The following is a 25,674-nucleotide window of genomic DNA, read 5'->3' as shown; positions in this document are numbered from 1 at the left end:
ATATAGGCACAATTTTTCTTTAGCGCGCAAAATTATGGCAAACCAAACCAACGGACTTCGGCGCATCTTTAACGCCATGGGCTATTCCATAAAAGGATATCGCGCCGCCTGGCGGCATGAAGCCGCTTTTCGCCAGGAAGTGGTGGTTGCCGTGGTGGCGATTGCCCTTGCCTGTTACCTGGAGCCAGAACCCGTGGCGCGGATTTTATTGATCGGTTCGGTATGGCTGGTGCTGATCGTTGAGATCGTGAATAGTGCTATTGAAGCGGTGGTGGATCGCATCGGGCCGGAGCTGCATCCGCTTTCTGGCCGGGCGAAGGACCTGGGCTCGGCGGCGGTGACCCTGGCCATTGTTTTGGCGCTGTTCGTGTGGATAACGCTGTTATGGCGGTATATTCCTTAAAATGGCCGGCGCGGCCGGTCGTCGGCAGGGTTTTATCACATTTTGCAACGCTTGTGGTTTTCAATTGGTGCGGACCTGTATATACTCACAGAAAGACTGTATAAACAAACAGGGGACGGAATGAAAGCATTAACCGCCAGACAACAAGAGGTATTTGACCTCATCCGCGATCATCTTGCGCAAACCGGCATGCCGCCGACCCGGGCGGAGATCGCGCATCGTCTGGGATTTAAATCCCCTAACGCCGCCGAAGAGCACCTTAAGGCGCTGGCGCGCAAGGGCGCCATCGAAATCGTTTCCGGCGCCTCGCGCGGCATCCGGTTATTGATAGAAGAAGAAACCGGCCTGCCGCTGATCGGCCGCGTGGCCGCCGGAGAACCCCTGCTGGCCGAACAGCATATCGAAAGCCATTACCAGATCGATCCCGATCTGTTTAAGCCCCACGCGGATTTCCTGCTGCGTGTCAGCGGCATGTCCATGAAGGATATCGGCATCATGGACGGCGATCTGCTGGCGGTGCATAAAACCCAGGATGCCCATAACGGTCAGGTCGTGGTGGCGCGAATCAATGACGAGGTCACGGTAAAACGCCTGAAAAGACACGGTAACATCGTTGAGTTGCTACCGGAAAACAGCGAGTTTTCGCCCATTATTGTCGATTTGCGCGAGCAGGAAATGTCCATCGAAGGTTTAGCGGTCGGCGTTATCCGCAACGGCAACTGGATTTAACTCACGGTGCTCCATGGCATCCTGAATATCCCTTATCCCGCGTCAGCGAGAATTTTATGGCGGATAACCGGCGACGCGGAATGCGGGTTCGCCGCCATAAAAGTGCTGCGGCGCGTCCGCTGCCGCTAGCGGTATTTATATTTAGTTACAATTAGCGATGTACGGGCTGATACCTTCTACCTACTGTTTTATTTCACCTTATAGCCCATACGGCGTTTATAACCCTGCCAATATGGTCTAATCATCTGCTGAATAAACCTTATGCCAAATCCCCTGCTATACTTTAGACATAGGGTTAACTTATGACATGCAGGTTTTGGGACGCAATACGTGTCCTCGCTATGCGCTAACAAAACCTGGAGTGGCAGATGTTGACTGAGAAACCGATAACCAAGGAGAACTCCGATGAACAAAGATGAAGCCAGCGGTAATTGGAAACAGTTCAAAGGTAAAATGAAAGAACAATGGGGTAAGCTTACTGACGATGATCTGACGGTAGTTGAAGGTAAACGCGATCAGTTAATCGGTAAGATCCAGGAACGTTACGGTTACGGCAAAGAAGCCGCGGAAACGGAAGTAAAGGACTGGGAAACACGTAACAAATATCGTTGGTAATGATTTTTGGAAATCATGACTAATGCATATTCACTGTGCGGTTATGGCTTCCTTAAGTGTTCCTACCCAAAGGTACAAGGACGTACCACCTATTTTATATGATCCTATCAGCATTCCCCTGTTTTGCCGCCTCTCCAATGTATTAACCAAACGCGTTATCTCACTTCAGCCATAATAAACGTCATTTGCTCCCGGGTTCTTGTAAAAGCCAAAATGGGACGCTAGCGTTTCTTTATCGCTACGCTATGATCGTGTCCGCAGTCCTGGGGATTGTCACAAGCTTGCACTTCGGCGCATAAGGTACAAAATCCGTGTGCCTCGACGACATTATGGCGCATGGCGAAACCCGTGGCTTGCGCCATTTTTTGCAAAATATCTTCAATGCCTTCGGTTGATTGTTCAGTCACCTGGCCGCAGCGATCGCAGATAAAGAAGGCGGAGGTGTGACTGGGCTGCTCAAAATGGTGGCAAAGAACAAAGCTGTTAGTGGATTCCACTCTATGGATAAAACCTTGTTCCAGAAGGAAATCCAGCGCGCGGTAAATTGTCGGCGGCTTTGCCTGCGGTTCCGTCGCCCGCAGCAGATCAAGCAGGTCGTAAGCACTGATCGCGCCATCCTGCTGTGTCATCAGGCGCAACACTTCCAGTCGCTGTGGCGTCAGGCGCACGTTGCGTTGCTCACATAATTGTTCAGCCTGGCTGAGCAATTGAGACTGATCGGTGGTATTCATAGCGTTTCCCCACTGCTGATTTCCGCCCTCTATCTTATCATGAAGGCGGAAAAACGCCGAATATTGGCGTGTTTTAACCCATATTGTCACCGGCAAAAGGGTGAGGGGACGGGGATCGGGGGCAGGTTTCTTTAGCTGTGGCGTTCGAACGGAGCCGCTGGTTTTCAGCAAACGGGATAACGGATATTGATACTATCTGTGACGCTGTTGGCAATAGCAATTAAATGGTATATCACCTGTTTATTACTGGCCTTGGTTTTCCGCTTAATATTTATTTTGTGAGAAGAAAGCGTTTTTTCTTTAATGTGCAATTGGGTACAGATATACATGGTGTCATAACCTGACATCCACATGGTTAAAATTTCTACTTCGGTCTTGCTAAAACGCAGCGGAGAGAACCCGATGGCGGAATCGTCATTGCGCCAGGCTTTGGTGTCCATAAAGTAACGGATTATCATTAATAATGTGCTGATCTTTATAAATTTTGATAAAATAATCACATTATCCCTGATTGGCACGAAATCATGGAACTTAATATTCTCATTACCAATGAAAATAAAAAAAAGCGTCAAAGGCCGTTCGTCAATAATGGATTTTAATCCTTCTCCATCCCCTTGATACTGATAAGAGTTTTGATTAATAAAAACTATCGAAGGATTGGCGTTTTTGCATCTCATTCGCAACGTGCTGATATTGTCCACATCGCGAATGGCGCCTTTGATACCGCTTGCCGACAATGAGCTTTTAAGCGCGCATTTAGTATAAGTGCAAGGATCGAGTATAAATACTGTCATAATAATATCTGCAATTAGATTCATCCTGAAATAAAAAGGATTCGGATAAAAAATGACATAGGGGAATATTAAAATATAAAAATTACTGTCTATATCGATTTATCATTTTTCAACCTTTTATCAGCATGGCTGGATAAATTTGAATTAAGATCATGTGATAAATGATTATGATCGCTTTGTAAATCACTTGGGGAGGTATTGGGATGAAATGGTGCTTATTTGAGACGCCGTGGCCTTTTCACGCATTCTGGAAGCATAATTATTTAACAATCTTTAAACATTTACCTATGTTTAGTAAGAATTAAACATTAACATGGTTGATGAATCGCCGCATGGGGTGTTCGCTACCTAATAGGGTTTCTGTGATACACTACACAGATAATCTCCCTGTATTCCTTAAACCCATTTTTATGCCTGCATATGACGTTATGACATTTTCAACCGAGGCTAACAGCCGGCTGGCCGTAGCGCCATTTTCCCCGCAGCGCTTTTCCGTCGCGCCGATGCTGGACTGGACCGATCGTCACTGCCGCTATTTTCTGCGCCAGCTGACCCGTCATGCATTGCTGTATACGGAGATGGTGACCACCGGCGCATTGCTATACGGCAAGGGCGACTACCTGGCCTATAACGAGGCCGAGCATCCGGTGGCGTTGCAATTGGGCGGCAGCGAGCCGGATGCATTGGCGCAATGCGCGCGCATGGGCGCGCTGCGCGGTTATGACGAAATTAATCTTAATGTCGGCTGCCCTTCCGACCGGGTACAAAACGGCCGCTTCGGCGCCTGCCTGATGGCTGAGCGCGAGCGGGTGGCCCATTGTATCGCCGCTATGCGCTCGGCGGTGTCGATTCCGGTGACAGTGAAAACCCGTATTGGTATAGACGAACAGGATAGTTATGAATTCTTGTGCGAGTTTATCCAGACTGTGGCTGAGCAGGGCGGCTGCGAGACCTTTATTATCCATGCGCGTAAGGCGTGGCTATCGGGGCTGAGCCCGAAGGAAAATCGCGAGATACCGCCGCTGGATTATGAACGCGTCTATCAGCTAAAACGCGATTTTCCTTCCTTGACGTTTGCCATTAATGGCGGCATCACGACGCTTGACGACGCCCAGCGGCATCTGAGCTGCCTGGATGGCGTGATGATAGGACGCGAGGCCTACCAGAATCCCGGTATGCTGTGCCAGGTGGACAGCCGGTTATTTGGTGTCGTTGATCCCCATGACACCATGACAGCGGTGGTGGAAGCCATGTTTCCTTATATGGAACGCGAGCTGGCGAACGGCACTTACCTCGGCCATATCACCCGCCATATGCTTGGGATATTCCAGGGCGTGCCGGGCGCGCGGCAATGGCGACGTCATCTGAGCGAAAACGCCCACAAGCCCGGCGCCGGTATTGAGGTGGTACGTCAGGCATTGGCCAAAGTGGCAAAAGCTGAACCGATGCGGTGCGTTGCCGAATAACTTTTGCCGGCTGCCCCCAGCCAATGGGTACCGCCATGCGCCGCCGGGGGCGAAAGCGCGTCATGAGGGCTATTGTGGCCATGGCGCGGGATTGAGGCTGCTGATAGCGGCGATAATAACTATTAATTAGTCAAAAATACCATTCCTGCTTTGAGCACAACACTATTTTTCATTATTTTTCAATGGTCTGGCGCGCTACTTTATTGGCACGATTTTTGTAATATGTTTATTATCATCGCAATAGGCGCAGAAGGTCCAGCCTGCTGTGTCACCCCGATTTCAGGAGCCTGTAATGGTGGAATTCGTCTTTGTCATCGCATTCTTTTTCATGCTGCTGTTGACCGGTATCTCATTCCTGGGCGTACTGGCGGCGCTGGCGGTGGGTTTCCTGGTCATGATGTTTGCCGGCGTGCTGGTCATGGCGTTGAAACTGCTCCCCTGGCTGTTACTCGCGCTGGTGGTGGCCTGGATCTGGCGTACGGTTAACCCGCCGCGTTTTCCCCGCTATTAAACTACCCGCCCGGGATGGGCGGCATAGGTGTTATATCTAATCCGAAGTCTTCCAGCTGGCGCCTTACCTGACAAGGGCAAGGTGCCAAAACGTTATTTTTGATATAATAATATTAGTATCCCATAAGCTTTTCAAAAACCCAGCGAATATCTCGATATTGCTTATTTATAGATTGCTATAGTAGCTCTCGTTATTTAAAGCTATGCGTCCACTCACATCGCTATATAAATGAGAGCTGCATTTCATTGAAGCTGGTGTGCATTTTTAATATATATTATTTATAATGCGTGGTATATCATGCAGCTAACTAAAGTTAAAATACATAAATCGTTATTTTATCGATTAGCTTTTTTTAAGTATTTTATTTGGCTTTTTGTTTTTATAATCCTGATGTTGCACTCTGTTATCATTGATGTGCATGCTGCTGAGACGCCAAGTGCCGCTGTATTTATGAGTCGGACTTATATTTTAGGGGAAGGGGAAACGGTTGATTCTGTAGCAAGGAAATATCATATTACAGCGGAAAATTTAAAAAATTTGAATAAATTCCGTACTTTTTCGAAACCTTTCGCTTCATTGACGGCAGGGGATGAAATTGACGTGCCGGCTGGCGACACCTTGAGTAAGCCTGGTTTGCCCATAGCCGTGGCGACCGACGATGATCAGCGGTTCATCAATAGGTTTTCCACGCTTGGCACGATGATGTCCGCCGATCAATCCGATGGGGAGATGGGAGCAAGGGTTGGCTCGCTGGTGACCGGCGAGGCAGGCGCGGCCATGCAGAAATGGTTAAATCACTATGGTACCGCCAGGGTGAAGATCAATACCGATAATCGTTTCCGCTTCGTAAATAGCTCGCTGGATTTTTTATTACCTCTGTATGACGACGACTCTGCTATGTTATTTGTGCAATTGGGCGGGCGGAATAACGACGATAGGAACACCCTTAATATGGGATGGGGAATAAGAACCTATCATGATGCCTGGCTGTACGGGATGAATTTTTTCTACGATAACGACCTGACCGGCAACAATCGTCGGGCAGGCGTAGGCGCGGAGGCCTGGACCGATTACCTGAAATTATCCGCCAACAACTACTTTGCTTTGTCCGGCTGGCATCAGTCGCGGGATTATGCCGATTATAATGAACGGCCGGCGGACGGCTATGATGTGCGCGCACAAGCCTGGCTACCGGCCTGGCCGCAATTAGGCGGGAAACTCATCTATGAAAAATACCGCGGAGATGATGTGGCCTTGTTCGGCAGGGGAACCCGGGTGCAAAATCCTTATGCCGTGACGCTGGGGGTGAATTATACCCCTTTCCCGTTATTAACCCTGGGCGCAAATTACCGCATCGGAAAAGGTAATAATGAGGATACCTCTATCAACCTGCAGCTAAACTATCGCATCGGCGAGACGTGGCAAAAACAAATCGACCCCGCGGACGTTGCCGTTATGCGTACTCTGGCCGTAAGCCGTTATGATCTGGTCGAACGTAACAACGATATTGTTCTCGAATACCAGAAGCAAGAATTAATCCGCCTGATTTTACCAGAGCAGTTGACCGGAACCGCCGGTGAGACAATGCATATCAGCGCGCAGGTTATGGCAAAATATGGGCTGGCAAGGATTGATTGGGATGCCGCGGAGCTTGTGGGGGCGGGGGGCGCGGTAACCCTTCCTGCCACGGATGCCATCGACATCGTGCTGCCGCCGTTCCGGCAGGGAGGAGCTTCGGCCAACCGCTATCATCTGCGCGCGCGCGCCATCGACCAACAGGGCAATGGGTCAAACCAGGCACAGGTGGTCATCAACATCGTGGCCCCCGCCGAACAGCTAGTGATAAGTGGGCTTGCGGTGACGGTGGATAACGCCGAAGCGAACGGCGCCGCGGCTAATGAGGTTCAGGCCACCGTCACCCTGGCCGGGCGGGCGGTCGCCGGGCAGGCGGTCAACTTTAGCGCCACCAATGAGGCCACGGTGCCAAGTCCAGTGGTCACGGACCGCTTTGGTATCGCCACCGCCCGGATTACCTCGTTGAAAGGCGGTACCAGCCAGGTGAGGGCGACGGTCGCGGGCAGCAGCCGCGCGGTGGATGTGCATTTTGCTGCTGTCGCCGCGCCGGACGAAGCCAACACGACGCTTGAGATTTTAACCAGCGGCGATAAAGTGGCCGACAATATTGACGCCCACCAGATTAAACTTACGGTAAGGGATATAAACAATCAGCCCCTGGCCGATCTGCCGGTGACCTTCTCGGCGGATAATGACGCCAGGGTGAATCCTGCCAGCGGACGCACGCGTGATGACGGTACCTTGATGGCAAGCGTCACCACCGATCGGCCGGGGCCGGTCAAGGTGACGGCGGCGGTCGAAGGTATCAGCAAAACCTCCGGGGAAATGCATTTTATCGAGCAGGTGGTGATGCTGAGTATCGCCGTTACGGCAAATGATGGTTTAAGCAACGGCCTCCAGCAAAATGTCGCTGAAATTATTGCCAAAGATGTTAACGGCATTCCTTTGCCAAATGTCCAGCTTGCGTTAAGCGCCGCCTATACCCTGCCTTCAAACCCGGGGACCTTAACCATTGATTCGTCAACCAACCCGGTGACAGATGGCAATGGCAGGGCGGAGGTGCGTTATACCAGTACCAGCAATGGCAGCGTGGTTCTCACCGCCGCATTGGGAAATGGGCAAAACTACTCCAGCACCGGCGGCCGTTTCGCGTCGCCTACCGCTACCTGGCGTGTTATCACCAATAATCAGCCCGCTGACGGCTTTTCACGTAATAGAATCGAAATAGACCTTCTTTCGCCGCGAGGCGAACCGGTGCCTAACGCAAGAATAGATATCACCTTTGTCCGGGTACAGTCTGGTGTCCAGCTGCCGTCAACTGCCGCGGCCGTCGTCAACCCTGTTTTTACCGGTGCTGACGGTATCGCCACCCTTGAAGCAACCAATGGCTCGGCGGAAGCAAATGTGGTGGTCCTGGGGGCATTAGCCGCTTATAACCTGGGCATGCAAATAAACAGTACAGGTAATTATATGAATTTTCTATAAAATAAACAGTGACTATAACCGCGGATAATTGACAGGCGGATCCGTCGTTACACCGGCAGGGTATAGGAAATATTGCCGGCCAGCACGGCGGGAACATTGGCTTGTTGCGCGGCTTCGCCGCCGCCCCATACGCTGACCCGTGAGTCATCCTGTAGCGCGGCGAAAGACCTTCTACCGCCATAGATAGCGCGTATATTACGTAAGTATGTGATATTTAATGGAGGGTTTCCCCCTGCGAATGACGAGCCCCATGCCGCCACGCTACCATCGGCGCGCAGGGCGGCAAAGGCTGTTTCCGTACTGCTCAGAGAGACAATATCCCTTAAACTGCCGATGACGCCCGGCAGGGGGCCGCCAAAGTATTCATGACCCCATGCTACGACACTGCCATTTTGGCGTAGAGCGGCAAACGCGCCTCCGTTGCCGCACAGGGCGATGATATCCCGTAACGTGGCGATTGCCATAGGCACAGACCCGCCATACTGCGCGGTACCCCATGCGACGACGCCTCCGCCTCTGCGTAAGGCCGCAAATGCATAGTTTGCCGACACTACGCTGATAATATCGGTTAGCGCGCCGATTTCCGGCGGGAGTTGCTGCCCCCCTCCCCAGGACAATACGCTGCCATTGCGCCTGAGTAGGGTGAAGGTAAGGTTTGATGCGCTTACGCTTATGATATCGCGTAATACTTCGGCTTCCGGTGGCACGATGCCACCGCCTGAAACTGTGCCCCAGGCCACCACGCTACCGTCCTGGCGCAACGCGCTAAAGGCATTAGCCGTTGCCCGCAGGCTGACGATATCGCGAAGTTGGCTGATGTTGTAGGGCACCGACCCGCCTTCGGACGGCGAACCCCAGGCCACCACCCCGCCGTTTTGCCGAATGGCGGCAAAAGCAAAATCACAGGCGCACAGGCTTATAATGTCACGTAAATTACCTATGTCGGCAGGTACCTCCCCGCCCCGGCCCGCGATCCCCCAGCCGATCACGCCGCCATTTTGCCTCAGGCCGGCAAAGGCGTTAAGCGTGGCGCAAAGCGTCACGATATCGCGCAGGCCGGCTATTGCCCCCGGCACCGTTGCTTCAGCATTCCCCCATGCTACAACGCTGCCATTATTAAGGCAGGCGGCCACCGCACCGAAATGATTGTCATTGATTATTACGTTCAACGGTCGTATCCGCGCCGTCGCACCGCCGGCCGTGACCCGCAAAATTTTTTCAGGCTTGGTATCAATAAAATACGCGCCGCTGACGCTAATCGATTCACCTTCATATTGCCAATGGGCGTTAAGTAATGTGCGATCCATACGGTTAAGCGCGGTTAACAGCGTGGGATTCCCCGTGTATCTCGCCGTTTGCTGGGATCGCCGCCCCATGACCCAGGGTATCATGCCCGGCGTCCCCGGCGGGTGGAATTGCGATGTAACGGTATCGATGGCGCCGGGCCGGTTAATGAGAATGGCCTGTACGATAACAGTTTCCGCACTTTGATTAGTGAAAAAAACCTGGGCCTTGCCCGTTACGCCGGTACGAAGTTGCTGTGTTGCTAAGCCATTGGTAAATCGCGCGTTGCCGGATAAGGTAAACAGGGTATCTTCATTTGCCAGCAAAATGTCGTTATCCCGTAAGGCTGTTGCCGTCGCGCTATTGGTATCCTGCCCGTCTGCGGTTGCGGATGAGGTGGCGGATAGCGATACTGAAAATTCCTGGCGCATGTTTGCAAGATAATACATAGGCGATTCTCCTATCTATCCCTGACATAACCGGGTGCCGCAATGCCGGGGACCGGTTGCGCGACGAAATCGGTATTCAGCGTGAATGCCCCACCGGCAACCTGCGGCAGCCGCAGGATCACCGTCACCCTCTCGACATAGGTATCAGTGATATTGATAGCGACCGAATTGTCGCTGTTCAACGCGATGGTGGCGGCTTGCGCGTTGTAGCCGGCAATAACGGCATGCCCGTTTACCCTAACGTCGATTTCGGTGATATATATGCCCCCGGCCTGGGGGCGGGTTTGCAGGTAAATAGAATTCTGCGTGCGGCCATTCGCCGGAGCATGAGTGGTAAAGTTTATGGCTTCGATATTTTCATTGCCAATTTTATAAGGACCAAAAATCATGGTGTCGTGCAATACGCGATCGGGCCTGTCGGTTTCATAGGCTGTTAAATATATCATTACTTGTCTTGGCGAATACACCTTAAAAAATCCAAGCCCATTTTGGTCTAAAAAAAAGCTATATTTCTGACTGTGCGACTCATAAATAAAAGCAGGTTCGCTAACAGTGACATTAACCTGGGCAGTTGGCCTCCCCACCAATGCCCCTTGATTAAAGGGTTCTACATTAATAGCGTCGTAATCAATACTGGCGGCATTGGTTGAAACCGCCATAGCCAACGGGGGTGAAGGCGCCTGGCTATTGCCGGTTATAAAGACCTCCGCCGCCGGCGATGTACTCGTTTGATTAAACGTATCTGTGACCGTATAGAATAGCGTGTTATTTCCGTTCGGAACATTATACGCCGGGATAATTGTAGAAAATGGCGGTTCATTGGCTAAATCCATAATAATGCGCTGGAGTACTGATGTTCCATTAAATATGAGATCAATATAATCGCCCAGTCCTGCGGTCACATAGCGGGGAACAATTACAATCAGTCCCCCCGCCACCGCCAAATCGTTTCCGGTAACGACACCCTCTTTTTTTTGAGGAACTGTAGGTTCAGGCAATGCCATAGCGTTTCCCCTTTTTGTCCATAATTCACTATTACGGACGATGAGAGCCAGGGTTATGTTCTGGCTCGGGATATTTTGGTAATACGTCTATCCGGGTAACACTGTATTGATCAATACTCTTGTAATATTGGAAACACTAACTGCATTTGTAATACGATTGATAATGCTATAAGAAATACTGCCGTTTACGCCACTGAGTTCCCGGAGATTGAAATAATTTATAGTGGCGTTTGTGCCCACCGTTGAGTTGGTCACGTCACCCTCCGCTACCACCGTACTACGGATAGGTACGCCGGCGTAGGTGCTGAGTGCTAACGTTATTCTGTAATGGTCCCCGTTGGAGACATTCGGCTGGCCACCGGGAATTTGCACTATGACGCCCTGGACCGCGGCATTATAAGTTATACGATAATCGGATATGTAGGGTAATGTTGGCGCGGCCAGAGTTGGAAGACTATAGGGGCTTCCTTCAATAGCAAGAAGCAATGGCGTGGAGGGAAAAAAGCCGTTCTGACTTTCTACTTCATAATAAACAAGGTAGGTTCCGTCAACGAGGTCGACTCCTGCATCCACTAGACCGGAAATATCTATGACCCAAGGGATATTCGTACCATCATAGAATCTTTGCGTTTTAAAAGACCCCCAGTAAAAAGTGAATACGTCGCCAATTGCCAGCACAACCGGGCGATATATGAGTGCCTGGACGCCTTGTTTGATAACGCTACCGGGCAAGACATTTTGTGTCGTCAGACCATTCACGCGCACCGGCAGCAAACTGGCATTAAAATAGATTATATTAATTGATGCGCTATTACCGCCGACAGAAGCTGTTACCGTCGCGGTGCCGAATTGAGGATTTGCCACTGAATTCATCAGCGTATTAGTGGTGATCCCATTATTGTCCGTCTCAGTGACCTGTGTAATTTCACCAAAAGAAGAACTCCAGGTTACCAACGCGTCTCTATGGGGCACCCCCGCCGAACTGGCGAAAAGGCTCAGCGTTACATCCGGGATGACTTGTGGGTTAATATAATAGGTCTCAGAGGTCAAGGATATCTCTACCGCCAGCGGATTTACCGGGCATACCGAATTGTGCTCTGGTGCATAATCAGGTTGATAAAATGTGTCAGACATAAGCACCCCTCTAAGAAATTACGCTAAAATTGCCGGCACAAATACCGGCAAAATTATCTTTTGTTTGTTCATTCCTAATCAGATTTGTTGCACACACATGGGCAGTGCGGAAATAAATCAGCATAGATAAAGCATATGTTTATCAGCATCAATGAAATCGGCTAATTCAATATTAAGCGCGGCAATAATCGGAAGTCCATTGCCTTTTTCGCCTTATTACGCCCAAGGCGCTTTTCCTCGCACCGCATGGCCGGATGCCACTATCAAAAAATGAGGCGCGCGGCGTATGCGTATAAGTAAGGAAGGGAAATGTGGGCGATGGATCACACTTTGATGTTTTGCTGACGTCAGTCAGCGGCAAAGTATGCATTTTACTTATCTATCCTGTTAGAATAATACCTCGGTTTTAGCATAAGCGTTTCATCGGCATCGGTGAATAATAGCTGTATAAGCAGCATACACCGTTGTTTAAGCCACTGTCCTACCTACACACGCGTTTTGCAGTTCGTTGTAATCGACGGGCCTTCGTGAGAAGGCCCGTTTTTTTGCATGGCGCAAGGCATGCTTTGGCCATGGATTATCCCCGCGGTCGGAGAAGGGAGGGGATAATGTGGCCGAACTTAATCAGGGTATTAATAATGAGGAGCCGTTGGTTTCACGGTTTTCCAGTGCCTCATGCGCCCGCCGTGCCTCGCCCAGGGGGTATTTTTGCCGCTCCGGTACCGTGATCTTGATGGCGCCGCTGGCAATCATCGAGAACAATTCGTTACTGGCAAATTTCAGCTCTTCGCGATTGGTGACATATCCGTTAAGCGAGGGACGGGTAACGTACAGCGAGCCTTTTTGGTTCAGGATGGCCAGGTTAACGCCGGTCACCGGGCCGGACGAGTTGCCGAAGCTGACCATCAGGCCGCGCCGGCGCAGGCTGTCTAGCGAAGCTTCCCAGGTGTTTTTACCCACTGAATCATACACCACGCTCACCTTGTTCCCCTGGGTCAGCGCCGCAATGCGTTCCGGCACGTTTTCTTCCCGGTAGTTGATGATTTCCCAGGCGCCGGCCTCTTTGGCCAGGGCGGCTTTTTCCTGCGAGCCGACGGTGCCAATCATCTTGGCGCCCAGCGCCTTGGCCCACTGGCAGGCAATGCGGCCGACACCTCCGGCGGCGGCGTGAAACAGGAAAATTTCATTCGGTTTGATTTCGTAGGTCTGGCGCAGCAGGTAAAAGACGGTCAGGCCTTTCAAAAATGACGCTGCAGCCTGCTCAAACGAAATGGCGTCGGGCAGGAGGGCGATATTTTTTTCCGGCACGTTATGCACGTCGCTATAGGCGCCCAGGGGCGACTGCGCATACACCACCCGATCGCCCGCCTTCAGCCCGGAGACACCGGCGCCCACCTTGATGATAATGCCGGCGGCCTCGGTCCCCAGGCCCGACGGCTTGGCGGGCGTCGGGTATAACCCGCTGCGTACATAGGTATCGATGTAATTGATGCCTATGGCTTTATTCGCAACCTGCACCTCGCCCGCCGCCGGATCCGCCGGGTTAAACTCCACGTATTGCATCACTTCCGGTCCGCCGTTGGCGGCAAACTGAATGCGCTTGGCCATGTCTGTTCCTCGCTTGGACAATGTTATTTACCCTTTATTTAACCATAAGCGCTTAATACCGGTTTGCAAAGCCGCATAGGATTTGGCGACAATCAACGCTACAATGCTGTTTTACCCAATGTCGCATCTATCAGGCAAAACCATTATTCCATGTCAGAAAAAAAACCAGCCGCCAAAACACAATTTTCCCGTGACCGCCAGGTCGAGGGTCTGAAACTTCCTCCCCATTCGCTGGAAGCGGAGCAGTCGGTATTGGGCGGATTGATGCTGGATAATGAACGTTGGGATAACGTCGCGGAACGCGTCACCGCCAAGGACTTCTTCAATCGTCCCCACCGCCTGATTTTTGGCGAGATGCAGCGTTTGCTGGAGCTGAACAAGCCGATCGATCTAATCACGCTTTCCGAGTCGCTGGAGCAGAAAGGCGATTTGGATTCGGTGGGCGGGTTCGCCTACCTGGCGGAATTATCCAAAAACACGCCCAGCGCGGCCAATATCTCGGCCTATGCCGATATCGTGCGGGAACGGGCGGTGGTGCGTGAAATGATCGCCGTCGCCCACGAAATCGCCGACGCCGGTTACGATCCCCAGGGGCGCAGCAGCGAGGATTTGCTCGATCTGGCGGAATCCAGGGTATTCCAGATTGCCGAAAACCGCGCCAGCAAGGATGAAGGTCCCAAGAGCATCGACCGCATCCTGGAAGACACCGTGGCGCGCATCGAGCAGTTGTACCAAAAACCGCATGACGGCGTTACCGGCGTCTCAAGCGGTTATTCCGATCTGGATAAAAAAACCGCCGGCCTGCAGAAATCCGATTTGATTATCATCGCGGCGCGCCCGTCGATGGGTAAAACCACGTTCGCCATGAACCTGTGTGAAAACGCCGCTATGACCGAGGATAAACCGGTGCTGATTTTCAGCCTGGAAATGCCCGGCGAGCAAATCATGATGCGTATGCTGGCGTCACTGTCCCGCGTCGATCAGACGCGTATCCGCACCGGCCAGCTGGACGATGAGGACTGGGCGCGAATTTCCAGCACCATGGGCATCCTGCTGGAAAAACGCAATATGTATATCGATGACTCGTCGGGGCTGACGCCGACCGATGTACGCTCGCGCGCCCGGCGGGTTTTTCGCGAGCACGACGGCCTGAGCCTTATCATGATCGACTACCTGCAGCTGATGCGCGTGCCGCAGTTGTCGGAAAACCGTACCCTGGAAATCGCCGAAATTTCCCGTTCGCTGAAAGCGTTGGCAAAAGAATTGCAGGTACCGGTAGTGGCGCTGTCCCAGCTCAATCGCGGCCTGGAGCAGCGCGCCGATAAACGTCCGATCAACTCCGATCTGCGTGAATCCGGCTCCATCGAGCAGGATGCCGATCTGATCATGTTTATCTATCGTGACGAGGTCTATCACGAAAACAGCGATATGAAAGGTATCGCGGAAATTATTCTCGGCAAGCAACGTAACGGCCCGATCGGGACGGTACGGCTGACCTTTAACGGACAGTGGTCGCGGTTCGATAGTTACGCCGGGCCGCAATATGATGATGATTAACAACCAGGACAAGGATAATGAAAACGGCAATCGCCGTTATTGACCGTGATGCGTTGCGCCATAACCTGCGGCAGGTTCGCCGGTTGGCGCCGCATAGCCGCGTGGTGGCGGTGGTAAAAGCGCAGGCATATGGTCATGGGCTGCTGGAAACCGCGTTCGCCGTGCAGGATGAGGCCGATTATTTTGGCGTTGCGCGCCTTGACGAGGCGCTTCAGCTGCGCAAAGCCGGCATCACCAAGCCGATTTTGCTGTTGGAGGGATTTTTCAGCGCCGATGAGCTGCCGCTCCTGGCCGAATACCGTCTCGCCACCGCGGTGCACAGCCCCGAGGAGCTGCAGGCGCTGGAACAGGCTACGCTGGCGCATCCCCTCGAGGTCTGGCTGAAGCTGGATACCGGCATGCACCGCCTGGGCGTACGTCCGTCCCAGGCCGAGGCGTTCTATACCCGGCTGGCGGCCAGTCGGAATGTCGCCGGGCCGGTAAATATCATGAGCCACTTTGCCCGCGCCGACGAGCCGGAGCTGGATACCACCCGCCGGCAACTGGCCGTTTTCGACGCCTTCGCGCAGGGCAGGCCGGGCAAACAATCCATTGCCGCTTCCGGCGGCATCCTGCTGTGGCCGCAATCCCACCGCGATATGGTGCGCCCCGGCATCCTGCTCTACGGCGTCTCGCCGCTTGATAACAACACGGCGGCGAACGACGGTTTTCGCCCGGCGATGACCCTCGCCTCCGTGCTGATTGCGGTGCGCCGCCATCGTGCCGGCGAAGCCTGCGGTTACGGCGGCACCTGGGTCAGCCCGCGCGATACCCGCCTCGGCGTGGTGGCGTTCGGCTACGGCGACGGTTATCCGCGCAGCGCGCCGAACGGCACCCCGGTGCTGGTTAATGGCCGCGAAGTGCCGCTGGCGGGGAGGGTGTCCATGGATATGCTGACCGTCGATCTCGGGCCGGACGGGCGTGAGCGCGTGGGCGACCGCGTCGAGCTGTGGGGGCCGCGGCTTCCGGTGGAACGCATTGCCGCCGCCAGCGGCATCAGCGCCTATGAGCTTATCACCAAGGTCACCTCGCGGGTCGCGCGCGAGTATGTGGATGGCGGCGACATCCGTTAAATTTTAATTAGGGTTATGACAAATAATTATATTTATTTGGTAATGTAGTGGCGAGGTTTCATATTTGAACCCGACAACCCAGGAGAGCTGCACTGTGTTCCAGAATGTTGATGCTTATGCGGGGGATCCAATCCTGTCGCTGATGGAAACCTACAAACAGGACCCGCGACCGGACAAAGTCAACCTGAGCATAGGGCTGTATTACAATGAGCAGGCGATTATTCCGCAATTGAAATCGGTGGCGCAAGCCGAATCCCTGCTAGAAGTCAGCCCGACGCAGGCATCATCCTACCTGCCGATGGCGGGACTGGCCTCGTACCGTTCCGCCAGCCAGTCGCTGCTGTTCGGTGAGCATCATCCGATGCGCGCGGCGTTGCGCATCGCCACCATCCAGACCCTGGGCGGCTCGGGAGGGTTAAGGATTGGCGCGGATTTCCTCAGGGATTATTTCCCGCAGTCCGAAGTCTGGGTCAGCGATCCGACTTGGGAAAATCATGTGGCCATTTTTTCCGGCGCAGGGTTTAAGGTCAACCGTTATCCCTATTTTGACGGCGAAACGCTGACGGTCAATGTCAGCGCCATGCTGGAATGCCTGCGCCAGTTGCCGGCCCAGAGCATCGTGCTGCTGCATCCGTGCTGCCACAACCCCACCGGTTCCGATCTCACCCGCGAACAATGGGACCGGGTTATCAGCGTGGTGGCGGAGCGGGAACTCATCCCGTTCCTGGATATTGCCTACCAGGGCTTTGGCGAAGGATTAGATGAGGATGCCTATGCGGTGCGCGAAATGGCGCGGCTGGGACTGCCCTGCCTGGTAAGCCAGTCGTTCTCGAAAATTTTCTCGCTCTATGCCGAGCGGGTGGGAACGTTGTCCGTGGTCTGCGCCAGCGCGGAAGAAGCCGGGCGCGTTCTGGGCCAGCTGACGTCCACCGTGCGCCGTAACTATTCCAGCCCGCCTAATTTTGGTGCGCAGGTGGTGGCGCGGGTGCTTAACGATCCGGCGCTGTACGCGCTGTGGCGTGAGGAAGTCGCCGCCATGCGCGCGCGTATCCTGCAGATGCGCCGGGACCTGGTGGGCGCGCTGAAAGTCGCGTTGCCCGCGCGTCGTTTTGACTATTTGCTGGAGCAGCGCGGCATGTTCAGCTATACCGGCCTTAGCCCGCGGCAGGTGGACCGGCTGCGCGACGAGTTTGGCGTTTATCTGATTGGCAGCGGCCGGATGTGCCTCGCCGGGCTGAACACCGATAACGTCCAGCGGGTAGCGCGGGCTATCGCCGCGCTGTAATGTGCCCGGCAATGCCCTGACGGCCCGTCGCGCGTTTTGCCGGCGGCGGGCCGCCGGCGCCTGCCATGAACGCCCGCTTTTCTCCGGTTCCCCCTCTATTAATCACCCCTTTCCACGCCGGTATGCCCCTATGCTCGCGCTGCTATACTTAAACTTACTGAAAGGAGCCTGAACTATGTGGCATCAACAAACCCTGATCCTGAAAGCCCGCGCGCGCGGTTTTCACCTGGTCACCGACGAGATAGCCGGCCAGCTCCCCGCGCTTGCCGATATTCGCACCGGCCTGCTGCATTTATTGCTGCAGCATACTTCCGCCTCGCTGACGCTGAATGAAAACTGCGACCCCAGCGTCAGAACCGATATGGAAAGCCATTTCCTGCGCCAGGTGCCCGAGGACGCCCCCTATGAACATGATTACGAAGGCGCGGACGATATGCCCGCGCACATTAAATCGTCTTTACTGGGTGCGTCACTGTTGATCCCCATCGGTCGGGGTAAATTGCTATTGGGGACCTGGCAGGGCATCTGGCTGGGTGAACATCGTAATCGGGGAGGGGAGCGCCGCATCGTCGCTACCCTGCAAGGGGAGTAAATATGGATCAATCCACATTTCTGGCGTATTGCATGGATAAGCCGGGCACGGAACAGAGCCTGCGGCAAGAATGGCAGGCCAGTCAGGTAAAAGTGGGGGAGGTTATGTTCGCCATGACCCACGAAATGAATGGCAAGCCCGTGATTTCACTGAAAAGCAGTCCGGAAATGGCGGCATCGCTGCGCGCGGAATATCAAGCCATCGTGCCGTGCGGCCTGTTGAATAAAACGCACTGGAATACGCTGTTCCTGGACGGGGATATCCCTGATTCGCAGTTTTATCACCTGGCCGACGCCTCCTGGCAGCTGGCGGTGGAATCGCTGCCGGACGCGCGGCGCCAGGAACTGAATATCTGACAGGGCGAAAACGCGCTCACCCTGCGGCGGCGCCTGTGCCGTTACGCCGCGCCGTATTTTCCCCAGTCGCTAATTAAAGCGCCATACAGCGCTACGGCCTGCCGTAGTTTATCCACCGCGCAGTATTCGTTGGTTTGATGCGCCATCGTCGGTTCACCGGGGCCGAGGATAATGCACGGCGGCGCGCCCAGCGCGCCCAGCAGCAGCGAGGCGTCGGTAAAATAGGGCACCACGCGCGGCTCTGGCTGCGCGTCATGCAGCGGGGCGCAGCGTTCGAATACCCGGCGGATCCAGGCGTTGCGGGGCTCGGTCAGTATCGCGGGCAGATCCACAAGCGTCGTCACCGTCACGGTATCGCCCAGCGCGGTGGTCAGCCGCTGGCGGATTTCGTCATGACGCAGATTGGGCGCGGTGCGGATATCCACGTCAAATTGGCTATGGTCCGGTACCGAATTGATATTCAGCCCGCTGCGGATGGTGCCGACGTTCAGGGTGGGCTGTTTCATCAGCGGATGCGGCGCGCCCGGCGTGAAATGACGGATCTTGCCTATTGCCTCGGCGGCCAGGTAAATGGCGTTGATACCCAACTCCGGCATGGCGCCGTGGGCGGTTTTTCCCCGGGTTTCGCAGCGCAGCCACAAGGCGCCCTTATGGCCGATGACCGGATAGTTGGCGGTGGGTTCGCCGACAATCAGCGCGCCTGCCGCCGGCAATGTGTCGCGCGCCGCGTCGATCAACGCCCGGGCGCCGTCGCAGCCGGTTTCCTCGCCGCCGGTTAAGACCAGCACCACGCCGGGGCCTGCCAGGATGGCATCGCGATACTGGCGGCAGGCGACGATAAAGGCGGCGATGGCCGCTTTCATATCGCTGGTGCCGCGCCCGTACAGCCGGCCGTCGCTGATTTCGCCCGCAAAGGGGTCAAAACGCCACTCCGCGTTGCCGAGCGGCACGGTATCCACATGGCCGGTGAACGCCAGCGGTTTCTCGTCGGCCCGCCGGCCCGCGAGGCGGGCCACCAGGTTAAACCGCCGCTCGCCGAACCGCTTGAGATCGATGCTGAATCCCTGTTCCCGCAGATAATCCGCCAGGAATGCCATGCATAAAGACTCGTCGCCGGGCGGATTGATGGTATTAAACCGCACCAGGGCGCGGGTGAGTGAAATAACGTCATCGTTCGGGTTCATGGCTTGGTCCGCAATCAGCGCCACGGGGGCGATGCCCCGCGGCATTCAGCGCGTAAAGACACGCCGGGGATTATCGATCATCAGGGTTTCCAACTGCTCGCCGCTGATGCCGTGGCGCCGCAGGCGCGGTACAAAATGCTTGAGAATATAACCATAGCCATGGCCGCCATAGCGGGTCAGCATGGTTTTCAGGAACACATCCTGGGACAGCAGCACCTGTTGAATAAACCCGTCGTCGATAAGCTCGCGAATGGCGCGGGCGTTTTCTTCGTCCGACGGCGATTGCGCGGCTTCATCGGCATAATAATAACCCATGCCGATCATATCGTATTCCAGGAACGCGCCGCGCCGCGCCAGATCGCGCTGATAGGTTTTATCCTGGAAACTGGGGTTCATATGGCACAGCACCACATGGCGCAGGTCGGCGCCCTCATGCTCCAGGATGTCCAGCACCCGGTGGCCGTGGCGTTCCCAGCCCGGCAAATGGATTTCCATCGGCACGCCGGTGGCGGCGCTGGCGCGTCCGGCGGCGCGCAGCGATTTTTCTTCATCCGGCGTAAACGCGGCGGATACGCCGATTTCGCCGATAAGCCCGGCGATAACCAGCGGTTTTTCCACGGCGCCGCCGACATCGTAGATAAGCTGCTCCGTTAACTGTTCCACCGATCGGGTCTTGACGTAGGCCGGATGCGAGGGTTCCAGGTAAAAGCCGGTGCCCATCACGATATTCAGGCCGGTAAGGCGCGAAATGCGCTGCAACGCCAGCGGATCGCGGCCGATGCCGATATTCGTGGGATCAACTACCGTTTCGCCGCCGAGCGCGCGAAATTTCATCAGCTCCGCCACCGCCAGCTCCGGGTCGAACAGCTGGCAATTATCGCGGCTGGCCAGGGGATTGAGCGCCAGTTCGCCGAGGTTTTCCATCCGCACCGGCATTTCGGCCAGGTGGCGTTCGCTGCAGCAGCAGGGCGGCACCCATTTGCCGGAAGCATCCAGCAGAATATGCTCATGCATCAGGGTCACCCCCATCCGCGCCACCGGCAGCGGGCCGAGCACCGTCATCACATAACCGCTGTCCACGCCGAGCGGCAGCGGATCGGCATGGCGGAAAATCGAGTTTTGCATCCTGTCTATCCTTTGGTCGGCACGGGATTAAAAATGCGGGTATTGAGCCAGATTGCCAGCAGGATTATGGTGCCGGTGGCAATTTGGGTATAAAACGGCGATATATGCGACAGGATCAGTCCGTTTTGGATTACGGCAATGGACAGGGCCCCCAGCAGGGTACCGATAATGGTGCCGAATCCGCCGAACAGGCTGGTGCTGCCGAGCACCACCGCGGCGATAACCTGCAGCTCGAATCCCTCGCCCTGGTTGGAGGAACCGCTGCCCAGGCGGGCGGTAATAATCATTCCCGCCAGCGCGGCGCTCATGCCGCTTAGCACATACACCCACAGGGTGGTGGCGCGGGTATTGACCCCCGCGCGCCTGACTCCTTCGGTGTTGGAGCCGATGCCGGTGACATAACGGCCGAAACGGGTGTGATTAAGCAAAACATGCCCGCAAAGCAGGGCCAGCACGCCCAGGATGGCCGGCAAGGGCAACCCTATCACCCATGCCCGTCCCAGCAGGGTAAAAGGGCTATCGGCCGGGATGGGAATGGAATAGCCCTGGGTTATCAGCAGCGCCACGCCGCGCACCACCGCAAGCGTCGCCAGGGTGACGATAAAGGCCGGGATGCCTTCGTAGGCGATAAAATACCCGTTAAGCACGCCTATCATCCCGCCGAGCGCCAGGCCGCCCAGCAGCACCACCGGCCAGGGCAATCCCCAGTTATTCAGGGCAATGGCGGACAGCGCGCCCACCAGGGCCAGGGTGGATCCTACCGACAGGTCGATGCCGCCGGTGGTGATCACAAGCGTCATGGCCGTGGCGACAATGAGCAGCGGCGCGCTCTGGCGAATAATATTCAGCCAGTTGGCGCCGCTGAGGAAGTTATCGGTAATCAGCGCAAACACCACGCAGCAGAACAGGCAAAACAGCGCGATGCTGACCACGCCGGAGTGATTGTGCAGGATGCGTCTTGGCAGGGAGTGCCGGATCATTCGGGTACTGGTCATATTTATCATACTCATGCGGAGATCCCCCGTTAATGGGCGCGGGCGGAATGCGCCTCGAACTTTTCGCCAACGATAAGGTTAACGATTTCCGCCAGGCTGGTATCGGCCACCCGGCGGTCGGCAACATTCGTGCCCTCGTACATCACCATAATGCGATCGCATACCAGGAACAGATCCTGTAAGCGGTGGGTAATCAGGATCACGCTGACCCCGCGGGCGCTGACGCGTTTGATTAACGCCAGAACCGCCTCCACCTCGGCCACCGCCAGCGCGGCGGTCGGCTCATCCATGATCAGCACCTTGGGTTCGAATGCCGCGGCGCGGGCGATGGCGATGGCCTGCCGTTGCCCGCCGGACAGGTTGCGCACCAGCAGACGGGTATCGGGAATGGAAATGCCCAGCCCCTGCAGCATGTCCCGCGCCTCGGCATGCATTCTTTTTTCATCCAGGAACGGCATGCCCAGTAGCCGCGTCTGCGGCTCCCGGCCCATAAATAAATTACCGGCCACATCCACCGTGTCGCACAACGATAAATCCTGATAGACCATTTCGATATGGCAGCGGCGGGCATCGGCGGGCGTGGCGAATCGCTGTTCGCTGCCGTCGATGCGGATGGCGCCGCTGGAGGGGACCACCGCGCCGGATAAAATCTTGGTCAGCGTGGATTTGCCCGCGCCGTTATCGCCGACCAGTCCCAGCACCTCGCCCGGCGCCAGCTTGAGATTGACGCCGCGTAGCGAACGTATGGATCCGTAGGTTTTGGTGATGGCCACCATCTCCACCCGGGGTGGCACCCTCTGTGCTACAGCCATTGATTAACCTCCACTCGTGTTAACAAATACGAAGGGGGGGCATGCCGGCCCGCAGGGCCGTCACGCCGGCGTCGGAAATTGCCGTTATTTTCGGTTTGCATTCCTTTGTAAACCGGTTTACCAAAATAACGGGAATCCACTTTCGCCGCTCCACTCGCAATAACGCGCTGCTCATGGATATTTGTATCGCCATACGCCATCAAGCAGCTTTCATGCCATTCAGGATGGGGCGGGGGCGACATATTGGTGTAATGAACAGGTATTTAACTGTTTTTTAAGATAATAAAAATTATTCGCAACATTGCGATCCCGGACTTGCCGGTCAGGGGGACCGGCGCGGATTACCGCGTCGTGACGCAGGGTTGTGCAGGCATGCGCCGTTATGGTGCAAAAGCGTTAGACCGGGGCATAAGGTTTAACCGAATCGCGGCCAATCCATTCCACCGGGATGCGGGTAACCTGGGCCACCGCCTGGCCGCCGCCAAGCAGCTTCATCATAATCTCAATGGCGGTGCGGCCCAGCAGCCGGGCGGGCTGGCGAATGGTGGACAGCCGCGGGGTGATAAGCTCGGCATAGCTGGCGTCATCGAAGCCGACCAGCGATAGTGCGTCGGGTGCGCTTTGGCCCCGTTGGCGCAGTCCGTCCAGCAGACCCAGCACCAGATAATCACTGGCGGCGAATACCGCGCTCGGCGCATCCGGCAGCGCCAGCAGCCGGTGCAGGGCGGCCTGGCCAAACTCGCGGCTGTAATCGCCATACAGTACCCATTCCGGCGGGCAGCTCAAACCGGCGCGCGCCATCGCCTGCCTGAATCCTTCATGCCGTTCCCGCACGCTCATCAGGGCGTCGGGACCGCCGACAAAGGCGATACGCCGGTGTCCGGCATCAAGCAAATGCTGGGTGGCCAGTATTCCGCCCTGGACATTATCGACAAAGACCTTAGGCACGGCGCTGCCCGGGATATCCTCGTCAATCAGCACGATGCGCTGATGGCCCAGCAACTCCTCGCGCAGCAGGCCGTTATCGGGCCGGTTGGTCGTGAACAGCAGGCCGTCCACCTGGCAGGTATCCAGCCAGCGGATAAACTGACGCTCCTTGTCGGGATTATTGCGGGTAATGCACAGCACCAGGCTGTAGTGGTGTTCAGAGGCCGCCTCTTCCGCCGCATCGGCCAGCTCGGCAAAAAAAGGATTGGTAATATCCGGCAGCACCAGGCCGATAGTCTCGCTGCCGCCCTTGCTCAGGCGGCGCGCCAGGCTGTTGGCCCGATAGTCCAGACTGGCAATGGCATCCTCGATACGCGTAATAGTGGCCTGCGGCAGGACGATGCTGTTATTCAGGTAGCGCGAAACGGTAGCCTTGGACAGGCCCGCCAGAGAGGCGACATCCGACAGTACGACCCTTTTTTTACCCATCCAGCCCACCGCTGTCAGTGAATCCAGCGGTATTGTTAACACATTTTGGTCAGGCGTTTACAGCCTTTTTTTAGCCGGCGCGGGCTCCCGACTGCTAGCCATAAAAAAATTAGCGCTTGACAAAAAAACGGCGCCGATTAATTGTAATTAACAGTTTACCTGCACCAAAGAGTAACCGGGAGTTATTCCCAAGCCTGTTGGTTCCTGCCGTGAAATAGCCTACATGGACAGGTTATGGTAAGGATTCAGCAGTGACGATGTATGCAAACCCGGCGAAAACGATTTAAGCCCGGGAATGTTTCTTCGCGCTATCAGATATTTGTCCCGCCAAAAAATAATCCTTGATGCGTAACGCGGCTGCCGCTTTACATTTCCCATCATGCCCTGAGCGTTTATTTCCGACGAGGACAACGTTATGTCATTCTATGCCAGTAAAAAAATTATCCGTACTGTAGCATGCTCGCTAAGCGCCGCCGCGCTCGTGGCCGGCGGGGTTTTCTCCGCCGGGGCAATGGCCAAGGACGCGCCGCCCACCTACGCGCTGGTGCAAATTAACCAGCAGGCGTTGTTCTTTAACCTGATGAATAAAGGCGCGCAGGAAGCCGCGAAAGAGAGCGGTAAATCATTGGTCATCTTTAATGCCAACGACAATCCGGTGGCGCAGAATGACGCCATCGAAAACTATATCCAGCAGGGAGTGAAAGGCATCCTGGTGGATGCTATTGATGTCAACGGCATTATGCCCGCCATTAAGGAAGCGGCGGACGCCCATATACCGGTTATCGCCATCGATGCAGTACTCCCGGACGGCCCGCAAAAATCCCAGGTGGGCGTGGATAATGTCAAAGGAGGCCAGATCCTGGGCGATTATTTTACCGATTATGTACAAAAAAATATGAACGGCAAAGCGAAGGTCGGTATTGTCGGCGCCCTGAACTCAGCCATTCAGAATGCCCGGCAGAAAGGTTTTGAAGACGCGATAAAAAAGAATCCGGCGATTACCGTCGCCGATGTGGTGGACGGACGCAATATCCAGGATGATGCCCTGACCGCGGCGGAAAACCTGATCACCGGCAACCCGGATATGACCGCGATTTACGCCACCGGCGAGCCGGCGCTGCTGGGTGCCATGGCGGCGGTGGTCAACCAGGGACGCCAGGGCGATATCAAGGTCTTCGGCTGGGATTTGACCGCCCAGGCGATTGCCGGTATCGATCAGGGGTATGTGGCGGCGGTACTGCAGCAGGATCCGCAGAAAATGGGCGCCGAGGCGTTGAAGGCGCTAAACGCGGTAACCGCCGGCAACAGCGTGGAGAAAAATATCCTGGTACCGGCCGCGGTGGTGACCAAAACCAACGTCGATACCTATCGGCCATTGTTTAAATAACGCCGATCGGATCGGTGTTGATGGTCATGGGTGATAACGCCATTACCCGTACGGCATCCCGGCCC

Annotated in this window: 23 protein-coding genes; 12 read left to right on the top strand and 11 right to left on the bottom strand. The window is 55.1% G+C overall.

Features of this window, described 5'->3' with window-relative positions:
* The first annotated feature begins 34 nt into the window (after window positions 1-34).
* From ABUK12_RS15040 to ABUK12_RS15030, 3 genes are all read left to right on the top strand, one after another.
* Window positions 35-403 carry a diacylglycerol kinase gene (locus tag ABUK12_RS15040; protein WP_410012625.1) on the top strand — a complete coding sequence of 123 codons (369 nt, stop codon included), beginning with the start codon at window positions 35-37 and terminating at the stop codon, window positions 401-403.
* A gap of 120 nt (window positions 404-523) precedes the next feature.
* Window positions 524-1,132, top strand: a complete 609-nt coding sequence (lexA, locus tag ABUK12_RS15035) for a transcriptional repressor LexA (protein WP_410012624.1) — start codon at window positions 524-526, stop codon at window positions 1,130-1,132.
* Window positions 1,133-1,537: 405 nt separating this feature from the next.
* On the top strand, window positions 1,538-1,747 hold the full coding sequence (locus tag ABUK12_RS15030; protein ID WP_410012623.1) for a CsbD family protein: 210 nt from the start codon (window positions 1,538-1,540) through the stop codon (window positions 1,745-1,747).
* A gap of 221 nt (window positions 1,748-1,968) precedes the next feature.
* Here the strand turns inward: ABUK12_RS15030 and zur are convergent, their stop codons facing one another.
* Together zur and rcsA are read right to left on the bottom strand one after the other, a co-directional pair.
* Window positions 1,969-2,478 carry a zinc uptake transcriptional repressor Zur gene (gene zur / locus ABUK12_RS15025; RefSeq protein ID WP_410012622.1) on the bottom strand — a complete coding sequence of 170 codons (510 nt, stop codon included), beginning with the start codon at window positions 2,476-2,478 and terminating at the stop codon, window positions 1,969-1,971.
* Between the two features lie 164 nt (window positions 2,479-2,642).
* Entirely contained in the window at window positions 2,643-3,272 is a 630-nt protein-coding gene (gene rcsA, locus ABUK12_RS15020) for a transcriptional regulator RcsA (RefSeq protein ID WP_410012621.1), read from the bottom strand.
* 428 nt (window positions 3,273-3,700) lie between these two features.
* Here rcsA and dusA point away from each other — a divergent pair, with 428 nt between their 5' ends.
* From dusA to ABUK12_RS15005, 3 genes are all read left to right on the top strand, one after another.
* The gene (dusA, locus tag ABUK12_RS15015; RefSeq protein WP_410012620.1) at window positions 3,701-4,738 is read left to right on the top strand and encodes a tRNA dihydrouridine(20/20a) synthase DusA; all 1,038 of its coding nucleotides are present in this window, start codon (window positions 3,701-3,703) and stop codon (window positions 4,736-4,738) included.
* Window positions 4,739-5,030: 292 nt separating this feature from the next.
* Window positions 5,031-5,249 carry an envelope stress response protein PspG gene (gene pspG / locus ABUK12_RS15010; protein WP_410012619.1) on the top strand — a complete coding sequence of 73 codons (219 nt, stop codon included), beginning with the start codon at window positions 5,031-5,033 and terminating at the stop codon, window positions 5,247-5,249.
* A gap of 297 nt (window positions 5,250-5,546) precedes the next feature.
* Entirely contained in the window at window positions 5,547-8,309 is a 2,763-nt protein-coding gene (locus ABUK12_RS15005; protein WP_410012618.1) for an inverse autotransporter beta domain-containing protein, read from the top strand.
* A gap of 47 nt (window positions 8,310-8,356) precedes the next feature.
* On the opposite strand, the gene ABUK12_RS15000 is transcribed toward ABUK12_RS15005, so the two are convergent.
* The 4 genes from ABUK12_RS15000 to ABUK12_RS14985 form a co-directional block, all read right to left on the bottom strand.
* Window positions 8,357-10,042 carry a hypothetical protein gene (locus ABUK12_RS15000; protein WP_410012617.1) on the bottom strand — a complete coding sequence of 562 codons (1,686 nt, stop codon included), beginning with the start codon at window positions 10,040-10,042 and terminating at the stop codon, window positions 8,357-8,359.
* 11 nt (window positions 10,043-10,053) lie between these two features.
* Entirely contained in the window at window positions 10,054-11,046 is a 993-nt protein-coding gene (locus tag ABUK12_RS14995; protein WP_410012616.1) for a hypothetical protein, read from the bottom strand.
* Between the two features lie 87 nt (window positions 11,047-11,133).
* Entirely contained in the window at window positions 11,134-12,180 is a 1,047-nt protein-coding gene (locus ABUK12_RS14990; protein WP_410012615.1) for a hypothetical protein, read from the bottom strand.
* Window positions 12,181-12,804: 624 nt separating this feature from the next.
* Window positions 12,805-13,788: a quinone oxidoreductase gene (locus tag ABUK12_RS14985; RefSeq protein WP_410012614.1), complete on the bottom strand. Its 984-nt coding sequence runs from the start codon at window positions 13,786-13,788 to the stop codon at window positions 12,805-12,807.
* Between the two features lie 150 nt (window positions 13,789-13,938).
* On the opposite strand from ABUK12_RS14985, the gene dnaB reads away from it, so the two are divergent.
* The 5 genes from dnaB to ABUK12_RS14960 all read left to right on the top strand — a co-directional run bounded on the left by dnaB (window position 13,939) and on the right by ABUK12_RS14960 (window position 18,690).
* Window positions 13,939-15,345: a replicative DNA helicase gene (gene dnaB, locus ABUK12_RS14980; protein ID WP_410012613.1), complete on the top strand. Its 1,407-nt coding sequence runs from the start codon at window positions 13,939-13,941 to the stop codon at window positions 15,343-15,345.
* A gap of 17 nt (window positions 15,346-15,362) precedes the next feature.
* Window positions 15,363-16,457, top strand: a complete 1,095-nt coding sequence (gene alr, locus ABUK12_RS14975; RefSeq protein WP_410012612.1) for an alanine racemase — start codon at window positions 15,363-15,365, stop codon at window positions 16,455-16,457.
* A 94-nt stretch (window positions 16,458-16,551) separates the two neighbouring features.
* Window positions 16,552-17,742, top strand: a complete 1,191-nt coding sequence (locus ABUK12_RS14970) for an aromatic amino acid transaminase (RefSeq protein ID WP_410012611.1) — start codon at window positions 16,552-16,554, stop codon at window positions 17,740-17,742.
* A 175-nt stretch (window positions 17,743-17,917) separates the two neighbouring features.
* Entirely contained in the window at window positions 17,918-18,334 is a 417-nt protein-coding gene (locus tag ABUK12_RS14965) for a secondary thiamine-phosphate synthase enzyme YjbQ (RefSeq protein ID WP_410012610.1), read from the top strand.
* Window positions 18,335-18,336: 2 nt separating this feature from the next.
* A complete protein-coding gene (locus ABUK12_RS14960) occupies window positions 18,337-18,690 on the top strand; it encodes an MmcQ/YjbR family DNA-binding protein (RefSeq protein WP_410012609.1) in 354 nt (117 codons plus the stop codon).
* A gap of 41 nt (window positions 18,691-18,731) precedes the next feature.
* Here ABUK12_RS14960 and ABUK12_RS14955 read toward each other — a convergent pair whose 3' ends face one another.
* The 5 genes from ABUK12_RS14955 to ABUK12_RS14935 all read right to left on the bottom strand — a co-directional run bounded on the left by ABUK12_RS14955 (window position 18,732) and on the right by ABUK12_RS14935 (window position 24,222).
* Entirely contained in the window at window positions 18,732-19,874 is a 1,143-nt protein-coding gene (locus ABUK12_RS14955; RefSeq protein WP_410012608.1) for a M20 family metallopeptidase, read from the bottom strand.
* A gap of 45 nt (window positions 19,875-19,919) precedes the next feature.
* The gene (locus ABUK12_RS14950; protein ID WP_410012607.1) at window positions 19,920-20,999 is read right to left on the bottom strand and encodes a phosphotriesterase; all 1,080 of its coding nucleotides are present in this window, start codon (window positions 20,997-20,999) and stop codon (window positions 19,920-19,922) included.
* A gap of 5 nt (window positions 21,000-21,004) precedes the next feature.
* Complete coding sequence (locus ABUK12_RS14945) at window positions 21,005-22,000, bottom strand: ABC transporter permease (protein ID WP_410016659.1); 996 nt, start codon at window positions 21,998-22,000, stop codon at window positions 21,005-21,007.
* Between the two features lie 23 nt (window positions 22,001-22,023).
* The gene (locus tag ABUK12_RS14940; protein WP_410016658.1) at window positions 22,024-22,770 is read right to left on the bottom strand and encodes an ATP-binding cassette domain-containing protein; all 747 of its coding nucleotides are present in this window, start codon (window positions 22,768-22,770) and stop codon (window positions 22,024-22,026) included.
* Window positions 22,771-23,202: 432 nt separating this feature from the next.
* Complete coding sequence (locus tag ABUK12_RS14935; protein ID WP_410012606.1) at window positions 23,203-24,222, bottom strand: LacI family DNA-binding transcriptional regulator; 1,020 nt, start codon at window positions 24,220-24,222, stop codon at window positions 23,203-23,205.
* Between the two features lie 415 nt (window positions 24,223-24,637).
* Here ABUK12_RS14935 and ABUK12_RS14930 point away from each other — a divergent pair, with 415 nt between their 5' ends.
* The gene (locus tag ABUK12_RS14930) at window positions 24,638-25,609 is read left to right on the top strand and encodes a substrate-binding domain-containing protein (protein WP_410012605.1); all 972 of its coding nucleotides are present in this window, start codon (window positions 24,638-24,640) and stop codon (window positions 25,607-25,609) included.
* The last annotated feature ends 65 nt before the right edge of the window (window positions 25,610-25,674 follow it).

This window comes from Sodalis sp. C49 (genome assembly GCF_046352915.1).
Taxonomy (GTDB): Bacteria; Pseudomonadota; Gammaproteobacteria; order Enterobacterales; family Enterobacteriaceae; genus Acerihabitans.
Note: the sequence above shows the minus strand (reverse complement) of the source record. Positions and strands in the feature narration are given on the sequence as shown.